General features: G+C 47.3%; 21 protein-coding genes. 20 read left to right on the forward strand and 1 reads right to left on the reverse strand.

Features of this window, described 5'->3' with window-relative positions:
• The first annotated feature begins 22 nt into the window (after window positions 1-22).
• The 19 genes from AR333_RS07730 (at window position 23) to AR333_RS24925 (ending at window position 18,115) form a co-directional block, all read left to right on the forward strand.
• Window positions 23-880 carry a RodZ domain-containing protein gene (locus AR333_RS07730; RefSeq protein WP_068774690.1) on the forward strand — a complete coding sequence of 286 codons (858 nt, stop codon included), beginning with the start codon at window positions 23-25 and terminating at the stop codon, window positions 878-880.
• A gap of 52 nt (window positions 881-932) precedes the next feature.
• Window positions 933-1,424 (forward strand): YajQ family cyclic di-GMP-binding protein, encoded by a 492-nt coding sequence (locus AR333_RS07735; protein WP_068774691.1) that lies wholly within the window; start codon window positions 933-935, stop codon window positions 1,422-1,424.
• A gap of 130 nt (window positions 1,425-1,554) precedes the next feature.
• Entirely contained in the window at window positions 1,555-2,883 is a 1,329-nt protein-coding gene (gene rimO, locus AR333_RS07740) for a 30S ribosomal protein S12 methylthiotransferase RimO (protein ID WP_068774692.1), read from the forward strand.
• Window positions 2,880-3,467, forward strand: coding sequence for a CDP-diacylglycerol--glycerol-3-phosphate 3-phosphatidyltransferase (gene pgsA, locus AR333_RS07745; protein ID WP_068774693.1), 588 nt, complete (start codon window positions 2,880-2,882; stop codon window positions 3,465-3,467). The genes rimO and pgsA overlap by 4 nt, the downstream gene beginning before the upstream one ends.
• 82 nt (window positions 3,468-3,549) lie before the next feature.
• Complete coding sequence (locus AR333_RS07750; RefSeq protein WP_068774694.1) at window positions 3,550-4,803, forward strand: competence/damage-inducible protein A; 1,254 nt, start codon at window positions 3,550-3,552, stop codon at window positions 4,801-4,803.
• A 220-nt stretch (window positions 4,804-5,023) separates the two neighbouring features.
• Entirely contained in the window at window positions 5,024-6,085 is a 1,062-nt protein-coding gene (recA, locus tag AR333_RS07755; RefSeq protein WP_068774695.1) for a recombinase RecA, read from the forward strand.
• A gap of 131 nt (window positions 6,086-6,216) precedes the next feature.
• Entirely contained in the window at window positions 6,217-6,879 is a 663-nt protein-coding gene (locus AR333_RS07760) for a RecX family transcriptional regulator (protein WP_068774696.1), read from the forward strand.
• Between the two features lie 318 nt (window positions 6,880-7,197).
• Entirely contained in the window at window positions 7,198-8,739 is a 1,542-nt protein-coding gene (gene rny / locus AR333_RS07765) for a ribonuclease Y (RefSeq protein ID WP_068774697.1), read from the forward strand.
• Window positions 8,740-8,825: 86 nt separating this feature from the next.
• Window positions 8,826-9,620, forward strand: a complete 795-nt coding sequence (locus AR333_RS07770; RefSeq protein WP_068774698.1) for a TIGR00282 family metallophosphoesterase — start codon at window positions 8,826-8,828, stop codon at window positions 9,618-9,620.
• Window positions 9,621-9,737: 117 nt separating this feature from the next.
• The gene (locus AR333_RS07775; RefSeq protein WP_005550495.1) at window positions 9,738-9,998 is read left to right on the forward strand and encodes a stage V sporulation protein S; all 261 of its coding nucleotides are present in this window, start codon (window positions 9,738-9,740) and stop codon (window positions 9,996-9,998) included.
• Window positions 9,999-10,107: 109 nt separating this feature from the next.
• Entirely contained in the window at window positions 10,108-11,046 is a 939-nt protein-coding gene (locus AR333_RS07780) for a dipeptidase (RefSeq protein ID WP_068774699.1), read from the forward strand.
• A gap of 222 nt (window positions 11,047-11,268) precedes the next feature.
• Complete coding sequence (locus AR333_RS07785) at window positions 11,269-13,020, forward strand: 2-oxoacid:acceptor oxidoreductase subunit alpha (protein ID WP_068774700.1); 1,752 nt, start codon at window positions 11,269-11,271, stop codon at window positions 13,018-13,020.
• Window positions 13,008-13,874 (forward strand): 2-oxoacid:ferredoxin oxidoreductase subunit beta, encoded by an 867-nt coding sequence (locus AR333_RS07790; RefSeq protein WP_068774701.1) that lies wholly within the window; start codon window positions 13,008-13,010, stop codon window positions 13,872-13,874. Before AR333_RS07785 ends, AR333_RS07790 begins: the two co-directional genes overlap by 13 nt.
• Before the next feature lie 130 nt (window positions 13,875-14,004).
• Window positions 14,005-14,574 (forward strand): phosphate propanoyltransferase, encoded by a 570-nt coding sequence (gene pduL, locus AR333_RS07795; protein WP_068774702.1) that lies wholly within the window; start codon window positions 14,005-14,007, stop codon window positions 14,572-14,574.
• Between the two features lie 148 nt (window positions 14,575-14,722).
• Window positions 14,723-16,207 carry a tRNA (N6-isopentenyl adenosine(37)-C2)-methylthiotransferase MiaB gene (gene miaB, locus AR333_RS07800; RefSeq protein ID WP_068774703.1) on the forward strand — a complete coding sequence of 495 codons (1,485 nt, stop codon included), beginning with the start codon at window positions 14,723-14,725 and terminating at the stop codon, window positions 16,205-16,207.
• A 31-nt stretch (window positions 16,208-16,238) separates the two neighbouring features.
• Window positions 16,239-16,655, forward strand: coding sequence for a RicAFT regulatory complex protein RicA family protein (locus AR333_RS07805; protein ID WP_068774704.1), 417 nt, complete (start codon window positions 16,239-16,241; stop codon window positions 16,653-16,655).
• Window positions 16,656-16,802: 147 nt separating this feature from the next.
• Window positions 16,803-17,573, forward strand: coding sequence for a DUF2087 domain-containing protein (locus AR333_RS07810; protein WP_068774705.1), 771 nt, complete (start codon window positions 16,803-16,805; stop codon window positions 17,571-17,573).
• 100 nt (window positions 17,574-17,673) lie between these two features.
• The gene (locus tag AR333_RS07815) at window positions 17,674-18,027 is read left to right on the forward strand and encodes a four-helix bundle copper-binding protein (protein WP_068774706.1); all 354 of its coding nucleotides are present in this window, start codon (window positions 17,674-17,676) and stop codon (window positions 18,025-18,027) included.
• Window positions 17,951-18,115: a hypothetical protein gene (locus AR333_RS24925; RefSeq protein WP_172798774.1), complete on the forward strand. Its 165-nt coding sequence runs from the start codon at window positions 17,951-17,953 to the stop codon at window positions 18,113-18,115. Before AR333_RS07815 ends, AR333_RS24925 begins: the two co-directional genes overlap by 77 nt.
• 82 nt (window positions 18,116-18,197) lie before the next feature.
• Here the strand turns inward: AR333_RS24925 and AR333_RS07820 are convergent, their stop codons facing one another.
• Window positions 18,198-18,632 carry a universal stress protein gene (locus tag AR333_RS07820; RefSeq protein WP_068774707.1) on the reverse strand — a complete coding sequence of 145 codons (435 nt, stop codon included), beginning with the start codon at window positions 18,630-18,632 and terminating at the stop codon, window positions 18,198-18,200.
• A gap of 163 nt (window positions 18,633-18,795) precedes the next feature.
• Here AR333_RS07820 and AR333_RS07825 point away from each other — a divergent pair, with 163 nt between their 5' ends.
• Window positions 18,796-20,223 carry an LCP family protein gene (locus AR333_RS07825; RefSeq protein WP_068774708.1) on the forward strand — a complete coding sequence of 476 codons (1,428 nt, stop codon included), beginning with the start codon at window positions 18,796-18,798 and terminating at the stop codon, window positions 20,221-20,223.
• The last annotated feature ends 113 nt before the right edge of the window (window positions 20,224-20,336 follow it).

A 20,336-nucleotide genomic window follows, 5' to 3' on the forward strand; every position in this document is an offset into this window, starting at 1 on the left:
CTGAATTTGTGGAGGTGAGAACATGTCGGAACTCGGTCAAAGATTGAAACAGGCCCGATTAGAGAAGAAGATGTCACTCGACGATTTGCAGGAGATTACCAAGATTAGAACCAGATATCTTGAAGCAATCGAAGAGGGCAATTATAAAGTGTTACCCGGCAGTTTTTATGTGAGAGCGTTTATTAAAAGTTATGCAGAAGCGGTAGGTCTCGATCCTAACGAGGTGCTGAACATGTACCAGGGAACGATACCCGCGGCTCCTCCAGAGCCGGCTGTCGAAACCATCCGTACACCGAGGCGCAGCTCGTCTGCCAGAAATACGGACAGATTGAGCCGCTGGGCTTCAACTGTCATGGTCATATCTTTTGTCGTATTGATTGGTGCGATCGTTTATTATTTCGTCGTCATGAACAATAAAGGGCCGAATGAAGGAAGTATCAGTGATCCGGTCCGTGTAACGGATAAAGCGGATCCTAACGCGACCGCAGCCCCGAATGCAGGATCGCCCACGGCTTCTGCGGCTCCGACACCAACGGTTACGCCGACGCCAACGCCTACTCCGACCCCGGCGACATCTCTGACGCTTGTCAGTAGCGAGAAATCGCTGGATACGTATACCGCGTCAGGCGGGAAACTGGATATTGTCGTCACGGCTTCCGGTGCCCAGTGCTGGTATAGGGTAGACTCCATTGTTAACGGAGCCAAGAAAATGGAAAAGCAGGACACCCTTAAGCAGGGTGCAGATGCAACGTTCTCTTTGACATCCTCGGCTCAAATTCGTGTCGGTTCTGCCATGGCGGCCAAAATCACCGTAAACGGCCAAGAATTGAACGTAGGGGATACGTCTAATCCTAAAAACATCAAAATCAATTTACAATAAACGATTCGCGTTATATCAGAAAATCTTTCATGTAAGGGGAAGGACGAGAGTCATGAGTTCAGAGAGTTCATTTGATATTGTATCCAAATTAGATATGCCGGAACTGAACAATGCTATTCAGCAGGCTAGACGGGAGATCGAGACCCGCTTTGACTTTAAGAACAGTAAAAGTGAAATCACCCTAGAGAAAGACGAACTAGTGCTGCTTTCCGACGATGATTTCAAACTTCAGAATGTAATAGATATTCTACACGGCAAAATGGCTAAGCGGGGCATTGCCCTCAAGAACCTGGAATACGGCAAAATCGAGCCCGCTTCCTTAGGGGCAGTCCGTCAAAGGGTTAAGCTCAAGCAGGGAATCGAAGGAGACATTGCCAAGAAAATTAACATTATGATCCGTGATTCCAAGCTCAAAGTTAAAAGCCAGATTCAAGGCGACTCTATACGGGTAACAGGCAAAAGTAAGGACGATTTGCAGAAAGTCATGCAGCTGCTTAGAGGAGCGGATTTGGCAATCGATCTTCAGTTCGATAATTTCCGGTAAAGCGAAGAAATCCCCAGGTGATCCTTGTCTAGCAGGGGTTATACTGGGGGTTTCGTTGTTTTGACACTCCGAATCCGCATGTATTATACTTGTCTAGGATAGCTTCGCTATGACGTTTGGAGGTTTCGGAATGACGGAGAAGGTTAAGGTAGTAACGCTTGGCTGTGAGAAGAATTTGGTCGATTCGGAGATCATGTCCGGCTTGATCGATCAGCGTGGCTACAACCTGGTGGAGACTAACGAAGAAGCTACGATAATCATTGTGAACACGTGTGGATTTATTGATGCGGCAAAAGAAGAATCCGTGAATACAATTCTGGATATGGCTGATCTTAAAAGAACAGGGAATCTGAAAGCGCTGATCGTATCGGGCTGTCTGACGCAGCGCTACAAAGAAGAACTGATGCTGGAAATGCCAGAGATAGACGGAATTGTGGGCACAGGGGACTTTCACAATATCAATACTATCGTAGATGAAGCGCTTAAAGGGAAGAAACCGGTCTATGTAGGTAACCCTATCTTTAATTATGAGCAGGCTCTTCCACGTAAAGTGTCGACTCCGCGTTATACCGCTTATGTCAAAATTGCAGAAGGTTGCGATAATGCCTGTACCTTCTGTTCGATTCCGATAATGCGGGGAAAATTCCGCAGCCGATCTGTCGATTCGATTCTTGCAGAGACACGCCAGCTTGCCGCACAGGGTGTCAAGGAAATCAGTCTGATTGCCCAGGATTCGACGAACTATGGAACGGATCTGTATGACATGTTCATGCTCCCGGAGCTCCTTAATCGTGTCAGTGAAGTGGAAGGAATAGAATGGGTCCGTCTCCACTATGCCTATCCTGGATTTTTTACGGATGAGTTAATCGATACGATTGCTTCGAATCCGAAGATTTGCGAGTACATAGATATGCCTCTGCAGCATAGCTCCGATTCCATTTTGAAGCGTATGAGGCGCCCGGGTAGAGAAAAAGATGCTCGGGAGCTCATTCATAAGATTCGCAGCAGAATGCCCGGTGCCGCCCTGCGGACTTCACTTATCGTCGGATTTCCCGGAGAAAGTGAAGAAGATTTTGAACACCTGGTTGCCTTTGTGAAGGACATGCAATTCGACCGTTTAGGTGTGTTTACATATTCCATGGAAGAAGATACACCGGCTTCCCGGCTGCCCGATCAGGTACCGGACGAGGTCAAAGAATTCCGGGCCGCAACGCTGATGGAAATTCAACGTGAAATTTCCAATTTGCGCGGAGGACGCCGTCTCGGCGAGAACGTGGACGTGCTGATCGAACGATATGACGGTCGCAACGATATTTATATCGGACGTTCCCAGTACGATGCTCCGGAGATTGACGGAGAGGTGTTCGTTTCCGGACACAACGTTCCAATAGGAGGGGTGGTTAAAGTTCGTGTCACCCACTCTCTGGAATTCGATTTATCAGGGGAGGTTATCGCTTGAATTTGGCCAACAAAATCACACTGGCACGTATATTTTTAGTGCCGATCATCATGTTTTTCATGCTGGTTAACGTCCAGTTTCCGCACATTGAGATTTCGTCGTTTACTATAACGTATAATCAGATTATTGCTGCGCTGATTTTTATTATCGCGGCGAGCACAGACAGCCTTGACGGGTATATAGCCCGGAAGAATAAACAGGTAACGAATTTAGGGAAGCTGCTTGATCCTCTTGCAGACAAACTTCTGGTTACGGCTGTTCTCGTTTCTCTGGTTGAGATGGATAAAGTCGATGCCTGGATCGTTATCGTGATCATTAGCCGGGAATGGGCTGTCACAGGGCTCAGGCAAATTGCCTTGCTGGAAGGCTCGGTCATCATGGCTAGTAAGTGGGGGAAAGCTAAGACAGCTGCCCAGATTACGGCCATTATTGCACTGCTGATCAATAACTTCCCGTTTGCTTTCATTGACGTACCGTTCGATTTAATCGCAACATGGGTTGCGGCTATTATTACGGTATACTCTGGAATTGACTATTTCGTAAAGAACAAGCATGTGATCGATTTTACCGAAAAAACACAGTGATGCTGCTGTGTTTTCTTCGTCTCCAAAGCTAATAAGCGTTGATTTCGGCGCTGCTTGACAATCAGAAGGAGGAGGATGGATCATGAAGGCTGAAATTATTGCTGTCGGCACAGAACTGCTTCTGGGACAGATTTTGAATACGAATGCACAGTATTTGGCGCAGGAATGCGCTCTTCTAGGCATTGATGTTTATTTTCAGACGGTAGTCGGTGACAATCCCGCACGTATTCGTGAAGCGCTGGAGCAGGCGGGTAACCGAGCCGATCTTGTCATTATGACCGGCGGTCTAGGACCGACGCTCGATGATCTAACTAAGGATGTTCTTGCCGATATGACGGGCAGGAAATTGTACCTGGAAGAAGCTACTATGGTGAAAATCCAGGAACTCTTTAATTCTCAGGGGCTGCATATGGTGGAAAGCAACTCCAGGCAGGCGAATATGATTGAAGGAGCGGAGCCGATTCCGAATGACACGGGCCTCGCGATCGGATTAGGGCTTGTTCATGAAGAAACGCGTTATCTGCTTCTGCCGGGTCCTCCAAAGGAAATGAAGCCGATGTTTGAACGTTACGCGAAGCACTGGCTCAGCGGCATTATGACAGACGAGCTTCCTCTCCACTCTAAGATGCTTAAATTTGCGGGCATAGGGGAATCGACGCTGGAGCATAAACTGTTCGACCTGATAGAGAAACAGACGGACCCTACGATTGCCCCCTATGCCAAAGAAGGGGAAGTGACGATCCGCTTAGCGACCAAAGCGCAATCTGAAGAAGAAGCCTGGCGCAAAATGGCGGAGATTGAGGAAGAGATCCGGAATAGAGTCGGGGAACACATCTATGCACAGGAAGATGTGCCTATCGAAGAGGTGGTGCTGGCCGCTCTGCAATCCCGCAATCAGACACTCACGACAGCCGAGAGCTGCACAGGCGGCCTTCTCAGTGATCTGATCACTTCCGTGCCCGGCCGTTCCTCCGTCTTCTTGGGAGGCGTTGTAAGTTATTCCAATGAGCTTAAGCATAGTATGCTGAATGTACCAGTCGAGACTCTGGAAGGGGAAGACGCCCCTGGGGCGGTTAGTCCTGAAACCGCGGAAGCTATGGTTCGCGGCTTACTGGAGAAGACTGACTGCGATTATGCGGTATCCGTTACAGGTGTAGCGGGGCCCACGATGTCTGAGGGTAAACCGATCGGACTCGTCTATGTCGGCGTCGGCTGCAAGAACGGCGATATTCATATACGGCGATTGCAGCTGCCGGGGCTCCGCGAGACGATTAAGTTGCGTGCCGCGAAGAGCGCGCTGTATGAATTGTGGAAACTTGTCAAATCAGACGATTAATTGCAGAATAGTGTTGAATTCAATCGGACTGTGCAGTATAATGAGCTTATGTTAACGGAAGAACCGTAGCGAAGAATTTATCTTTGCTGCGGTTTTTATTTTTTTAGCGGCCGGATAAATGGGTGTCATAAAATAAACGAATGTATGTTCGAAAAAATGCTTGGCAACGCGTCAAAAAGAAGGTATGATAGACCTATCAAAGTAAAAGGAAGTGAGTGTTTTGTCAGATCGTCGTGCCGCATTAGAAATGGCATTACGCCAAATTGAGAAACAGTTTGGCAAGGGTTCGATCATGAAACTCGGAGAATCAACACATATGCAGGTGGAGACCATACCTAGCGGCTCGCTTGCTTTGGATATAGCACTCGGAACCGGGGGATTCCCTCGGGGCAGAATCATCGAAATTTATGGCCCGGAATCATCCGGTAAAACAACCGTTGCCCTGCATGCGATCGCAGAAGTGCAGAGAACCGGCGGACAAGCAGCCTTTATTGATGCGGAGCACGCACTCGACCCTCTTTATGCGAGTAAGCTCGGGATCAACATCGATGAACTGCTGCTCTCTCAGCCGGACACCGGTGAACAGGCTCTTGAGATCGCTGAAGCGCTCGTTCGAAGCGGAGCTGTCGATATTATCGTTATCGACTCCGTAGCAGCGCTGGTACCTAAAGCTGAAATTGAAGGCGAGATGGGCGATGCTCACGTGGGTCTTCAAGCACGTCTGATGTCTCAGGCACTGCGTAAGCTGTCCGGAGCTATCAACAAATCGAAAGTTATTGCGATTTTCATTAACCAGCTTCGTGAGAAAGTCGGCGTTATGTTCGGTAATCCGGAGACGACTCCAGGCGGACGCGCGCTTAAATTCTACTCGACGGTCCGTCTTGACGTTCGGCGTATTGAAACAATTAAACAAGGCAATGACATGGTTGGTAACCGCACTCGTGTTAAAGTTGTAAAGAATAAGGTCGCTCCTCCTTTCAAACAAGCGGAGATCGATATCATGTACGGTGAAGGTATTTCCCGCGAGGGCAGTATTATTGATATCGGGACAGAGCTTGACATTGTCAACAAGAGCGGCGCCTGGTACTCATATAACGGCGAACGCCTTGGTCAAGGTCGCGAGAACGCGAAGCAGTTCCTTAAGGAAAACAAGGAAATGGCCGGAGAAATCGAATTGAAGATCCGGGAAGCGAGCAACCTGACAACGAAGGTTCCTGATAGCGGCGTGGATGTAGACGATCCGAATGAAGAAATTGCACTTTTCTCTGAAGATGAAGAATAGAACCGAACGGCTGTTGGGTCGGGCATGAAATGGTGTCGCGGCAGCCTGGGATGGAGCTCCTTTTAGGAGCTTTTTCTTTTATTCTTAACGATTAAACACAACGATGGGGATAAGGATAGGGGAGAGTACAAGTGGAACAAAATAGTCTCACTTCTGTCATTACGATGATCGAGAAGCAAAAGAGAAACAAGCGGAGATATAATGTTCATGTGAATGGAGAGTACACCTGTTCGGTTCATGAGGATGTGCTTATTAAATATCGGCTCCTGAAAGGCGAACAAGTGGATGCTAAGTGGCTTGAGGAAGCAATCCGTGAAGACGAACGGCATGATGCTTACCTTCGAGCAGTCCGGTTTGTTGCAGTCAGGCCGAGATCTCAACAAGAGGTCCGCCGTAAGCTTAAGGAAATCGGCTATGAAGATGAACTTATCGAACTGACGATAACCCGGCTGAAGGATCAGAAGTATCTGGACGATGCAGAGTTCGCAAAGATTTGGACCGAGCAGCGTATTCAGTATCAGCGTAAAGGCCGCAACGCGGTGAGGTACGAGCTGGCCCAGAAAGGACTATCAAAAGACGAAATTTCGAAAGCGTTATCCAGCGTAGACGAAGAAGAAGAGCTTGAAGGCGCTATGATAGTCGGACGCAAAAAATGGAAGACAACCTCTGGCGAAACGATTGATCGCAAACGGAAGACCGCGTCTTTTTTACTTAGGCGAGGGTATACATCCTCAGTAACGAGCCAGGTTGTACGCACACTATCCAATGAGGATTTTGATATCATGGACGAATAGTCCTTAAATTCGCTTCTCTACGATGGATTAGTAGCAGGCATAGCTTGACAATGTTATTTGGGAAAAGATAAAATACAAGTGTATATTTTCATAAAAAATCATGCAGATTTTCTATGAGGCAAATGACTGAAGCAATTTCCGCCAAGATTGCTTCTGCATCATGTAGTTCCGAACAACCCCCGTTGTACGGATGAACCAACCGAACCATTTCCTACTGGGGAATGTGGTCCTTAGGGCTTGAACAAAAGAATATCGGATTAAAAAAACCGAATCATCCCAAGCTAACACCTTGGAGTAACCAACGAGGAGGTGGACATGATGAATCCAATTATCTGGATCCTGATCATTCTCGTTGTTGGCTTTATTTGCTTAGGGATTGGTTATTTTATCCGCAAGTCTCTTGCAGAAGCGAAAATTTCCAGTGCTGAAACAGCCGCTGAACAAATTGTCGAAAGTGCTCGCAAAGAAGCGGAAGCGCTGAAGAAAGAAACGGTTCTGGAAGCCAAAGATGAAGTTCATAAGCTCCGGGCCGAAGCTGAAAAAGACACTCGTGAACGTCGAAATGAAGCACAACGACATGAAAGACGATTGTTGCAAAAAGAGGAATCGCTGGATAAAAAATTAGAATCTCTTGAGCGTAAAGAAGAGCAAGTAGCCAACAAAGAGAAGAGAATTGAAGAGACGCAGAATCAGATTGATGAATTGTATCGCAAACAAGTCTCTGAACTCGAGCGGATCTCCGGTATGACAATGGAAGAGGCTAAGAATATTATCCTTACTGGAGTCGAGCAGGAAGTTCGTCATGAAACCGCACAGCTTATTAAAGAAATTGAACAGCAAGCCAAAGAAGAAGGCGACAAGAAAGCGCGTGAGATTATCACGCTGGCCATTCAACGCTGTGCTGCTGATCATGTGGCAGAGACAACGGTATCTGTCGTAAGTCTGCCGAATGAAGAAATGAAGGGCCGTATTATCGGCCGTGAAGGCCGCAACATCCGCGCTCTGGAGACACTGACCGGGATTGATCTTATTATCGATGATACTCCTGAAGCAGTTATCCTCTCCGGCTTTGATCCGATCCGCAGGGAGATTGCTCGTACTTCACTAGAGAAGCTAGTTGCTGACGGTCGAATTCACCCGGCTCGTATCGAAGAGATGGTGGAGAAGTCGCGTAAAGAAGTAGATGAGCGGATTCGCGAATATGGCGAGCAAGCTACGTTTGAAGTGGGCGTGCACGGGCTGCATCCGGATCTGATCAAGATTCTGGGTCGTCTCAAGTTCCGTACAAGCTACGGTCAGAACGTGCTCAAGCACTCCATGGAAGTTGCTTATCTCTCCGGACTGATGGCCGGGGAACTTGGCCAGGACGTAACGCTGGCCAAACGTGCAGGCCTTCTTCATGACATCGGTAAAGCGCTTGATCATGAAGTTGAGGGGTCACACGTTGAGATCGGCGTAGAGATCGGCAAGAAGTACAAGGAGCATCCGGTCGTTATCAATGCGATTGCTTCTCATCACGGCGATGTGGAGGCTACTTCCGTCATTGCGATGCTCGTAGGTGCGGCAGATGCTCTGTCTGCAGCAAGACCTGGAGCGCGTCGTGAGACACTCGAAACGTACATCAAGCGTCTGGAGAAGCTGGAAGGCATTTCCGAATCGTTTGAAGGCGTAGAGAAATCGTATGCGATTCAAGCAGGACGTGAAGTTCGTGTGATGGTTCAACCTGAGAAAGTCGATGACGCAGAGGCGTTCAGACTTGCACGTGATATCACGAAGAAGATCGAGAACGAGCTGGACTACCCGGGTCATATCAAAGTTACAGTCATCCGTGAAACACGAGCGGTTGAATACGCTAAATAAAAGAAGTATACTTAGGAAAAGTGGCTGCTAAGCCACTTTTCCTTTTTGTAGCCGAAAATATAGAGAGACAGGCAGGGTGAGAGATTATTAAAATCGTATTTATTGGAGATATAGTTGGTTCAGTCGGCCGTCAGGCCGTTAAGACGATGGTTCCGAAACTTAAATTGAAATACCCGAATGCCGTATTTATCGCCAATGGCGAGAATGCAGCCGGAGGCCGGGGAATTACCGCACAAATAACCAAAGAGCTGTATCAGCTTGGCATAGACGGCATTACACTTGGAAATCACACATGGGATCAGAAAGAAATTTTTGATTTCATTGATGATGAGGTGAAGATGGTACGTCCGGCTAACTTTCCGGAAGGTACGCCGGGTCTGGGATATACGGTCCTCAAAGTGAAAAATCAGGAAATTTTACTGATAAATCTCCAAGGTCGTACCTTCCTGCCGCCTATCGATTGTCCATTTAACAAGGTGGATGAGATATTGGAAGAGGCCAAAAAGAAATACAAGTACATTTTTGTTGATTTCCACGCGGAAACGACTTCTGAGAAAATAGCGATGGGTTGGCATCTGGACGGCCGTGTATCCGCAGTTGTCGGGACGCACACTCACGTTCAGACTAACGATCACCGTGTGCTTCCTGCCGGTACAGCTTATGTAACGGATGTAGGTATGGTTGGACCGAGGGACGGAGTCTTGGGTATGGAGCGTTCCGCCGTGCTTCGTAAGTTTATTACGCAGCTCCCTGTCCGGTTTGTCGTAGACGAGGGCCAGTGGCATTTTCATGGTGTTGTGGTGGAGCTTGACGACACGACGGGCCTCGCCAAGAAAATCGAGCTCATCCGGATCAATGAAGAGGATCTTCTTTTCGAATAGTTGTTCCATTGGTTGCACTTGGTTAACGTACCTCACGGGTTAGGAATGTTTGGGCACATGTCCGAATAGGATGAAGAAGGAAAACCTTTATCCAACAACCCAAGGAGGTACTTTTCCATGGAAGTATTAAAAGTTTCAGCAAAATCCAATCCAAACTCCGTAGCAGGGGCGCTTGCGGGCGTGTTACGGGAGCGCGGAGCGGCCGAGCTCCAGGCCATTGGAGCCGGTGCTTTAAATCAAGCTATTAAAGCAGTAGCGATCGCAAGAGGATTTGTCGCACCTAGTGGAGTCGATCTCATTTGTGTACCGGCTTTTACAGACATCGTGATTGACGGGGAGGATCGCACCGCGATCAAGCTTATTGTCGAGCCGAGATAATTTGAAAGCAATGCCTCAGGGTTGAGCATAAATGAACGGGCCTGTTTACACTGTAGACAGGTTTTTTTCGCATCAAATCCGGACAAGCCACACAAATCGGGAGGATCCCATGATTATAGATGCTCATTGCGACGCTTTAATGAAGATGTACCGGAACCGGAGGCTGGATTTCCAGACTCCTTCTGTAGAACTCGATGTTAATTATCCTTTGATGAAGGCGGGCGGGATAAAAATACAGTTTCTTGCCATCTATTTGCCTGAGGAGATCCGTACGCCTGGAATAGAACACGTGCTGGAATACGTGGATATTCTCTACCAGAGAATTTTATCGAACCCCGAAATTTGCCTCATCCGGAACCGTTCGGATCTTAACACTGTGATGAACAGCAGCCGCAAAGGTGTCATTTTGTCACTGGAAGGAGTAGAAGGGCTGCAGGGCAATTTGGGACATTTAAGAATTCTGCAACGTTTAGGGCTTAGAAGTGTGGGACTGACCTGGAATTTCGCTAACTGGTCGGCAGACGGCATTATGGAAGCAAGGGGAGGGGGGCTAACAGCACGAGGCCGGATGCTGATAAAAGAAAGTAATCACTTGAACCTTATGTTAGATGTGTCCCATTTGTCTATAAAAGGATTTTGGGACCTCATGGAATACCCGGATTTGTCTGTATTTGCTTCTCATTCCAATGCCAAATCGGTATGTGAGCATCCGCGGAATTTAACCGATGATCAAATTAAACAGCTTATTAATCAGCAAGGAATGATCGGGCTGACCTTTGTTCCCTGGTTTGTTCATAAGGCTGATCCCGTAACGATCTCCGATCTGCTTCGTCATCTCGATCATGTATGTGCGCTTGGCGGTGAAGATTATGTCGGATTCGGTTCTGATTTTGACGGAATAGACCGTTACATAACAGGACTGGAAGATGCAGGCATGTACACCAACCTGGCAAACGAATTATGCAAGAGGTACTCGTTAAGCCAGGTTCATAAATTTCTTTCCAGGAACTGGAACAGATTTTTGGAAAGAAATTTGCCCGTTTCGTAGCAAACGATCTCTTTTTGATATGAGTATCATCTAAAAAAGCTATCTTTCCCTTTGTCAAAAACTCTTGCAATTTACATTCGGTAGGAATAGAATTTGGGTTAAGCTTGAAAAAAATTTTTTATATATAACCTATAAGGCAATCATACAAGAATTGTACAGATATGTCTCAAAACGGCTCTATACCAAGGAAGAGCAGCTACCATCAAAAGGAGTGGACGCAAGGTGATTAGTCAGTTATCGTGGAAGATCGGGGGACAGCAAGGGGAGGGGGTAGAAAGTACGGACCGTATTTTCTCGACGGCGCTTAACCGTCTGGGTTACTACTTATACGGATACCGCCACTTCTCTTCGCGTATTAAAGGGGGACATACAAACAACAAGATCAGAATCAGCACAAGACCTATTCGTTCGATCTCGGACGACTTGGACATTCTCGTAGCATTTGATCAGGAAACCATAGACCTGAACTCTCATGAATTGGGCGGACATGGTGTAATCGTGGCCGATGCGAAGTTCAATCCTACGCTCCCTGAAGGTGTCACTGCGCGTCTTTTCCCCGTACCTATTACCGCTATAGCGGAAGAACTCGGCACGTCCCTATTCAAGAACATGGCAGCTTCAGGCGCATCCTGGGCGCTTCTTGGCCTGCCTTTGGACGTATTTAATAAAGCGGTAGAGGAAGAGTTCGGCCGCAAAGGCGCAGCAGTTGTAGAGAAGAATATCGAAGCGGTACGTAAGGGAGCGGAATCCGTACTGGAGCTTGCGGGCGGTCCTATCAAGGAATTGCAGCTAGACCCTGCGGACGGCAAGCAGAAGCTGTTTATGATCGGCAACGATGCGATTGCCCTGGGCGCCGTGGCGGCGGGATGCCGCTTCATGCCTGCATATCCGATTACACCTGCTTCGGAAATCATGGAATACTTGACCAAAGTCCTGCCCAAATTCGGCGGTGCGGTTATTCAGACCGAAGATGAGATTGCAGCCTGCACAATGGCTATTGGCGCAAACTACGGCGGCGTACGTGCCATGACTGCTTCGGCAGGTCCCGGACTATCCCTGATGATGGAAGCGATCGGCCTGTCCGGAATTACAGAGACGCCTGTCGTCATCGTGGATACGCAGCGTGGAGGTCCAAGTACAGGGCTTCCGACTAAGCAAGAGCAAAGTGATCTTAATGCTATGATTTATGGAACTCATGGTGAGATCCCTAAAGTTGTGCTTGCTCCAAGCACAATCGAAGAATGCTTCTATGATACAATCGAAGCGTTCAATATTGCGGAGAAGCTGCAGCTTCCCGTTATCCTATTGACTGATCTTCAGCTGTCACTCGGTAAGCAATCCTCCGAGGTGCTGGATTATAATAAAATTGTCATTGAACGTGGTAATCTGGTCGATCAGCCTGAAGCTGCCGAAGACGCCAAGCAGCTGTTTAAGCGGTATGAATTTACAGCTAACGGCGTATCTCCGCGTGTTCTGCCGGGTGTAAAGAATGGCCTGCACCATGTCACCGGTGTCGAGCATGATCAGGAAGGCCGTCCTTCCGAAAGCCCGGTGAACCGCAAAAAGATGATGGATAAGCGTCTGGAGAAGCTGAATCATGTAGAAGTGACGAACCCGATTGTGGTGAACGCTCCTCATGAGGAACCCGATGTCCTGATCATCGGCATGAGCTCTACAGGCGGAACTATCGAAGAAGCAAGAGTGAGACTGGAGCAGGAAGGTTTGAAGACGAGCCATATCCATGTCCGTCTGCTGCATCCGTTCCCGGGTGAAGCCCTGAAACCTTACCTGGAGAAAGCCAAAAATGTAATTGTCGTAGAAAATAACGCGACGGCTCAGCTTGCCAACCTGATTAAGCTGAATGCTGGAAGTGCAGATAAAATTAAAAACATGCTTAAATATGATGGAACACCGTTCCTGCCGTCTGAAATTTATCAAGAATGCAAGGAGTTGACTGTAGCATGGCAACATTAAAAGATTTTCGCAACAACGTAAAGCCTAACTGGTGTCCGGGATGCGGCGACTTCTCTGTGCAAGCTTCGATACAGCGGGCAGCAGCGAATGTCGGACTGGAGCCGGAACAACTAGCCATCGTGTCGGGTATCGGCTGTTCCGGCCGTATCTCCGGGTATGTGAACTGCTATGGGTTCCACGGTATCCACGGCCGCTCCCTACCAATCGCACAAGGCCTCAAGATGGCCAACCGCGAGCTGACCGTGCTCGCTTCCGGAGGCGATGGGGACGGTTTTGCAATCGGGATGGGCCACACGGTTCATGCGATCCGCCGTAACATCGACATGACTTACATCGTCATGGACAACCAGATTTACGGTCTTACCAAAGGCCAGACATCACCGCGCAGCAGCGAAGGGTTCAAGACCAAGAGTACACCGAGCGGATCGATCGAAACCGCATTGGCGCCGCTTGAGATGGCTTTGGCTGCAGGAGCTACTTTCGTAGCCCAATCTTTCTCCAGTAATCTTAAGCAGTTGACTCATATTATTGAAGAAGGAATGAAGCATCAGGGCTTCTCGTTAATCAACGTGTTTAGTCCTTGTGTAACTTTCAACAAAGTGAACACGTACGACTGGTTCAAAGAAAACATCATCGATCTGGAAGAAATTCCGGACTATGATTCCAGCAACCGTGTGATGGCTATGACGAAGCTGATGGAAACAGGCGGTATGCTGACAGGTATCATTTATCAAGATAAAGTGAAGCCGAGCTACGAGAATCTGGTTCCAGGTTTTAAAGAAGAAGGTCTTTCCAAGCAGGATATGAAAATCAGCCAAGCTGATTTTGACAAATTAGTTGCTGAATTTAGATAATTCTGTTAAATAAGGTGCGCAGCGAGGCTGCGTGCTTTTTTTTTTGGTCAAAAAAGGGTACTATTAATTTATAACATGATAAGCCTCAGATTCGACATAGAGACGAGCAGAATACAGGAGGATAACACAGATGAAGCAGATACCGATTGGAATTTCCGCAAGGCATATTCATTTAAGTGAAGACCACATTCACATATTATTCGGTGAAGGCTATGAGCTGAGCGCGATGAAAGATCTATCCCAGCCCGGTCAATTTGCTGCGAATGAGACAGTAGCGGCAGAAGGTCCCAAGGGCCGTTTTGATAAAGTCCGTATTCTAGGACCTGCACGTAAAAACTCTCAGCTTGAAATTTCTCGCACAGATGCTTTCACTCTGGGTCTGCAGCCTCCGGTTCGCGAATCCGGCAATATCGAAGGAACTCCTGGAATTAAAGTGATCGGTCCTAAGGGTGAAGTGGTGCTTGATGAAGGCGTAATCGTGGCTGCCCGTCATATTCACTTTCATACCGAAGATGCGAAACGATGGGGCATTGAGGACAAGCAGCGCCTGCGGGTGCGCGTGGAGACAGACCGCCCGGTTATTTTCGAAGATGTCATTGCACGTGTATCCGATCAATTTGCTCTGGATATGCATATCGACACCGATGAAGGCAATGCAGCAGGTCTGAGAACGGGTGATGTTGGCCTCATCGTAGATTAAGAATTGGCGCAAGCAGCATAAATATATAGGAGCCTTGGAACAGGGCAGCAAGCCTTGAATCCGGCTCTTTTTTCTTTGTCTGCCCGTCATGTGCATGGTATAATGAGAGTTATGAGTCTAGCATGGAATACTCAGGAGGAATGATGAAATGACGGTGAAATCCGGTAAATCCGAGAAGGATTTTTCGATCTATTTTCAACCTCCTTCCTATAAGGATGCGAAAAAGCGCGGCAAAGAAGACATTGAAGTGCTGTATGATTTCAATATTCCGGTAGAGATGAAGGAGTTCGGCCAGGGGAAGCGGTATATGATCCGAACCTATGGCTGCCAGATGAACGAACATGACACGGAGACTATGAAGGGCCTGCTGGAGCAGCTTGGATATACTTCTACGGAGGACAAACAGGAAGCGGATGTCATTCTGCTGAATACGTGTGCGATCCGCGAGAACGCGGAAGACAAGGTGTTTGGCGAGCTGGGTCACCTCAAGCATCTCAAAATCGAGAAACCTCATCTGGTTCTTGGTGTTTGCGGGTGTATGTCCCAGGAGGAGGGCGTTGTCAAACGTATTTTACAAAAACACGGCCATGTGGATCTGATTTTTGGAACGCATAATATCCACCGCTTGCCGGCTCTGCTGCACGACGCTTATTTGAGCAAGGAAATGGTCGTAGAGGTATGGTCCAAAGAAGGGGACATCATTGAGAACCTTCCGAAGAAGCGCGAAGGAATGCGTGCGTGGGTAAACATTATGTACGGCTGTGATAAGTTCTGTACGTATTGTATCGTTCCTTATACACGGGGGAAAGAGCGCAGCCGCCGTCCTCAGGACGTATTGGCTGAGGTAAGAGATCTTGCCCGTCAAGGATTTAAGGAAGTTACCCTGCTCGGCCAGAACGTGAATGCTTATGGCAAAGATTTTGAGGATCTGACATATGGCTTCGGTGATCTTATGGATGATATCCGCAAAATCGATGTTCCTAGAATCCGTTTTACGACTTCGCATCCGCGTGATTTTGACGATCGCCTGATCGAGGTTCTGGCGCATAAAGGGAATCTGATGGAGCACATTCATCTTCCCGTTCAATCGGGAAGCAGCGAAGTTCTCAAAAAAATGAGCCGGAAATATACGCGGGAACGTTATCTCGAGCTTGTAGGCAAAATCAAAGCGGCGATTCCGGATGTAGTGCTCAGTACCGATATCATCGTAGGATTCCCGGGCGAGACGGACGAGCAGTTTGAGGATACCCTCAGCCTCGTCAAGGAAGTTAAGTATGATTTTGCTTATTCGTTCATTTATTCTCCGCGGGAAGGCACCCCTGCTGCCGCAATGGAAGACAATGTGCCGATGGAAGTAAAGAAAGAGCGTTTGCAGCGTCTTAACGACGCAATCGCAACCTATGGCAAGGAAGGCAATGAAAGGCTGCGCGGCCAGATTGTCGAAGTGCTCGTAGAAAGCGAAAGCAAGCGAAATTCCGAAGTTCTGTCAGGCCGTACCCGTACCAATAAGCTGGTACATTTCACAGGTCCTAAGGAGCTGATCGGATCGTTTGCTCATGTGCTTGTAACTGAGCCTCAAACCTGGTTAGTCAAGGGCGAGCTTGTTGAAGAACCTTTACAAATATCGATCTAGGAACGCCACTATAAGAATCGGAGCGTGTACCATGGAGCACTTCACCAACACAGAAATGGTAGTAAGGGAAGATATTCTCGCAAAAACAAAAGAATTGGCGCAACTGCTTACGACATCGACTGAAGTGCAATTTTATCAGCAGGCTGAGCGCCAGATCGCAACCAACGAGCATATTCAGACGTTGATCTCAGCGATTAAGAAAAAACAGAAGGAAATCGTCGCTTTTGAAAAGTTCGATAACGAAGTGATGGTGAAGAAGATCGAGAAGGAAATTGAAGATCTTCAGGATGAACTCGACAATATTCCCATCGTCAGGGAATTCCAGCAATCGCAAGTGGATATTAACTACCAGCTGCAATTGGTCATGTCGGTTATCCGGGATACCATTGCGGACAAGATTAATGTAGAAGCAGGTGAAACACCTCCACCTTCTACCTGCAGTGAATAATGCAGCCAGAACCGTTCCCTCACCGGGAGCGGTTTTTTATGTATTCGAGGTTGAATGAACGTTCCAAGAACGGCTGTGCATTGACATTGAACAAACAATATATTAAATTGTTTATATAAATATAAACAAAGAATGTGGGTGTTTGTTTTGAAAGATGTTTCGGAATTGTTTTGGAAGGCGTCTACAGATGAAATACAAAAAGGGTACGTTTATGTGGATAAAGAAGATTCCTTCGTATGTCTAGTTTGCGGGAGAGCTTTTACCAAAGGTATCATTTATCAGGAAGCGGGTATCTTCTACGAAGCTGAGAAGTTCGCTTCTTTGCATATTATCGCTGAACACGAATCGATGTTTCATTATTTGCTGAATATGAATAAAAAGCTTACGGGTTTAACGGATTTGCAGAAACAGCTGATTGGTTTATTTCACAGCGGCTTATCGGATAAAGAGATTGTAAAGGAACTGGGTGGCGGCAGCACCTCAACAATCCGGAATCACCGATTCACGATGAGGGAAAGAGAGAAGCAGGCTAAGGTTTATTTAGCCCTTATGGGACTGCTTGATAAAAAAGTAGAGAATGGGCGTGACACCTCCTTTATCCCGGTTCCAAAGACTGCAACGGTGCTTGATGAAAGATTTGCCATTACGGAGCAGGAAAATGAAGAATTTATGAGGACTTATTTTCCGGATGGAGTAGACGGGCGTCTTACGAAATTCCCTAAGAAAGAGAAGCGCAAGGTAGCGATTCTCCGCCAGCTTATTACACGATTTGAAGCGGGCAAACAATATAGCGAGAAGGAAGTAAACGAGATTCTCAAAGAAGCCTGGGATGACTATGTAACGCTGAGAAGGTATTTGATCGAATACGGATTTATGAAACGGCTGGATGATTGCAGCGCCTATTGGGTTCACAGCTAGAGCGCGGATGGGCGGTAAGAATTAAATGAAGCCCAGGAGGGTCAAGAGTGTTTAAATAGGTTAATATTCCTTAGGTTAACAATGAAGGAGGAATATTCACATGCGCTATGATATGACCCACGAAGCGAATAATGAAGAAATTCAAAGGTGCATAGAAGAATGTTTGCTCTGCCTCAAGGCTTGCAATTATTGCTTCTCTGCTTGTCTACAGGAAGAGGATGCTTCTCACATGGCCGAATGCATCCGGCTGACTCGCGAATGTGCCGATATTTGCGCATACGCCGCATCCGCGATGTCCCGGCAGAGTCCTTTTGTCGTAGAGATTTGTAACCTGTGTGCAACTATATGTGAAATTTGCGCGAAGCAGTGTGCCGAGCATGACCATGAGCATTGCCAGGAATGTGCCAAGGCTTGCCGCAGTTGTGCCGAGGTCTGCCGCGGAATGGCCTCTTAAACAATATAAACAAAAAGAACCCGATCCGGGTTCTTTTTTTATTGGTCAGCCATTAAATGAAAGAATTCTAGAAGAGAAAGCGGAATAAGGAGGAGCAACGGAAAATTTATCGAAATTTATTATACGGAAAAAGCACCTCCTAAGAGATGCTTCACAGGTGAAAATATTATTCATTTGATAACCAGAACGGGAATTTTGGCATGCTGTACAACATAATGGCTTACACTGCCCAGTACCCATTCTCTGACCCCGTTCAATCCGCGGCTGCCGATAATAATCAGGTCTCTATTCGTGCGTTCCGCATGTTCGATGATCATCCGGCCGGGATTGCCGTTCAGAATATGTACATCCGCGGGCTGTGAGAGGGAGAGAAGACGCTGTCTGGCTTCTTCCGCAATCTCTTCGGCAGCTTCATAATATTCCCCTGACATAACAGCCGGAGTCGCAATCAGAGCTTCACCGACAACCAAGGATGGCATGCTTGCCACATGTACTACGTCCAGCACGGCGCCCGGGTTGCTCTTGGCCAGTGCTGCTGCATTCTCAAGCGCCTGCTTCGAAATCTTAGAACCGTCATATGCGCATAAAATATTCATGAATTGCATGATTCTCACCTCTTTGGCATAATAGAAAAGGAATCTGTCGAATGTTTAACTATTTTGTAACTCTTTCCTCTCCTTACCTTATATATAATTATACCATCTGAATTTCCTGCTTATACATTTCTACCAACAGTTTAATTATACTCAAGAATTGAGGTTTTCTCCTATGTCTGATGTCACCAACCCGAATTCATCCCCAATTTCCGCTGGTATTGGTCCGAAGCGTAAGCTAAGAAAGAAACCCAAATGGCCGCTCTGGAAAAAAATAACCGTCACCAGCGGTATCCTGGTCTTGATGTTTATTATCGGAATCGGTACCTATGTCGGTTTCCTATATTCGAAGACGGATTCCCTCATCAAGAAAGTCGGAACAACGGAAGTCGTTCCCCCTGCACAGTCAGCCAAAGTTAAACCGCTCAGCATATTGCTGATGGGTGTCGATTCCCGTGAAGAAACCGGTACTCTGAACAGTGATGTCATTATGGCGGTTACGCTCAACCCGGAAACGAAGTCTGCGACGGTCGTATCTCTGCCTCGCGATGTGGAAATGAAGCTGAAAAAGAATGGCGAATCACATAAAGCTAATTATTTTTACCCACATTTTACCCTGACTGAACCGGAAACAGCGATGAAAAAAACGAAAGACTTTTTCGGCAGTTTTTTCGAAGTCAAGTTTGATTACATGGCAACCATCGATTTTGAGGGCTTCAAACAGATAGTAGATGAGCTGGGCGGCTTGACCTTGAATGTGGATATGGATATGAGGTATGTAGATAATTGGGACGGAACGGACATTAATTTGAAAAAAGGCGTGCAGACGCTGAACGGAAAGCAGACACTGGACTTCATCCGATATCGTAAATCAAACCGCAATACAGCGGAGTCCACGGATATTGCACGTAATGAACGGCAGCAGCAAGTTCTGAATGAAATTGTAAAAGAACTGAAGAGTGTCGGCGGAGTTGCCAGCATCGGGGGAATTCTGGATGCGGTCGGCAACAATATGAAAACGGATATTCCATCCAGCCAGATTTATGACTTGATTACGAAATACATTACCATTGATACTCAGAACATTGAGTTTATCAGTCTTACCGGTGATTGGGTGAGTCCGTATATCGTGCTGGTCGACGAAGAGGTTGAGAAAGCCAGAGAGGCCCTCAACCTCCGTCTGGATCCGAACTGGATGCCTAGCATGAATCCGACTAATACACCTAAGAATAGTTCTGGGATAGGCAGTGAGGAGGATGGGCGATCCGTGAAGCCTACACCGACTAAGACGCCTAAACAAAGTGTGAGACCGAGCGAGTCTCCTGTGCCGACAAGGACACCTTCTTTCAATCCGAGCATAAAGCCTTCTCCTACAACAAGCATCAACAAGGAGACGCCTAACGGTACTCAGAGACCGACTGGGTCGCCTAGGCCTACTGATAAGCCTACTGATAAGCCTAATGATAAGCCGGATGCGGGCAAGCCTCCTGTTGAGACGACGCCCAAGCCGACAGAAGTACCTAGAGAAACCGTTAAACCGGATGGCGGAGGGAAGGCTGTACCTACACCTAAACCTGCAACGGTGCCGGATTCTTCGAATTAATTTCAGGATTAAAGTTAAGAACGCTGCTGAATGGTATCAGCAGCGTTCTTTGCTGCGATTTTTCGTGCTGCAAAGCTGTAGGGCCTGGTTAAAAAATATTTCCTGCAAATAAC

It is taken from the genome of Paenibacillus sp. FJAT-26967, assembly GCF_001541095.1.
GTDB lineage: Bacteria > Bacillota > Bacilli > Paenibacillales > NBRC-103111 > Paenibacillus_F.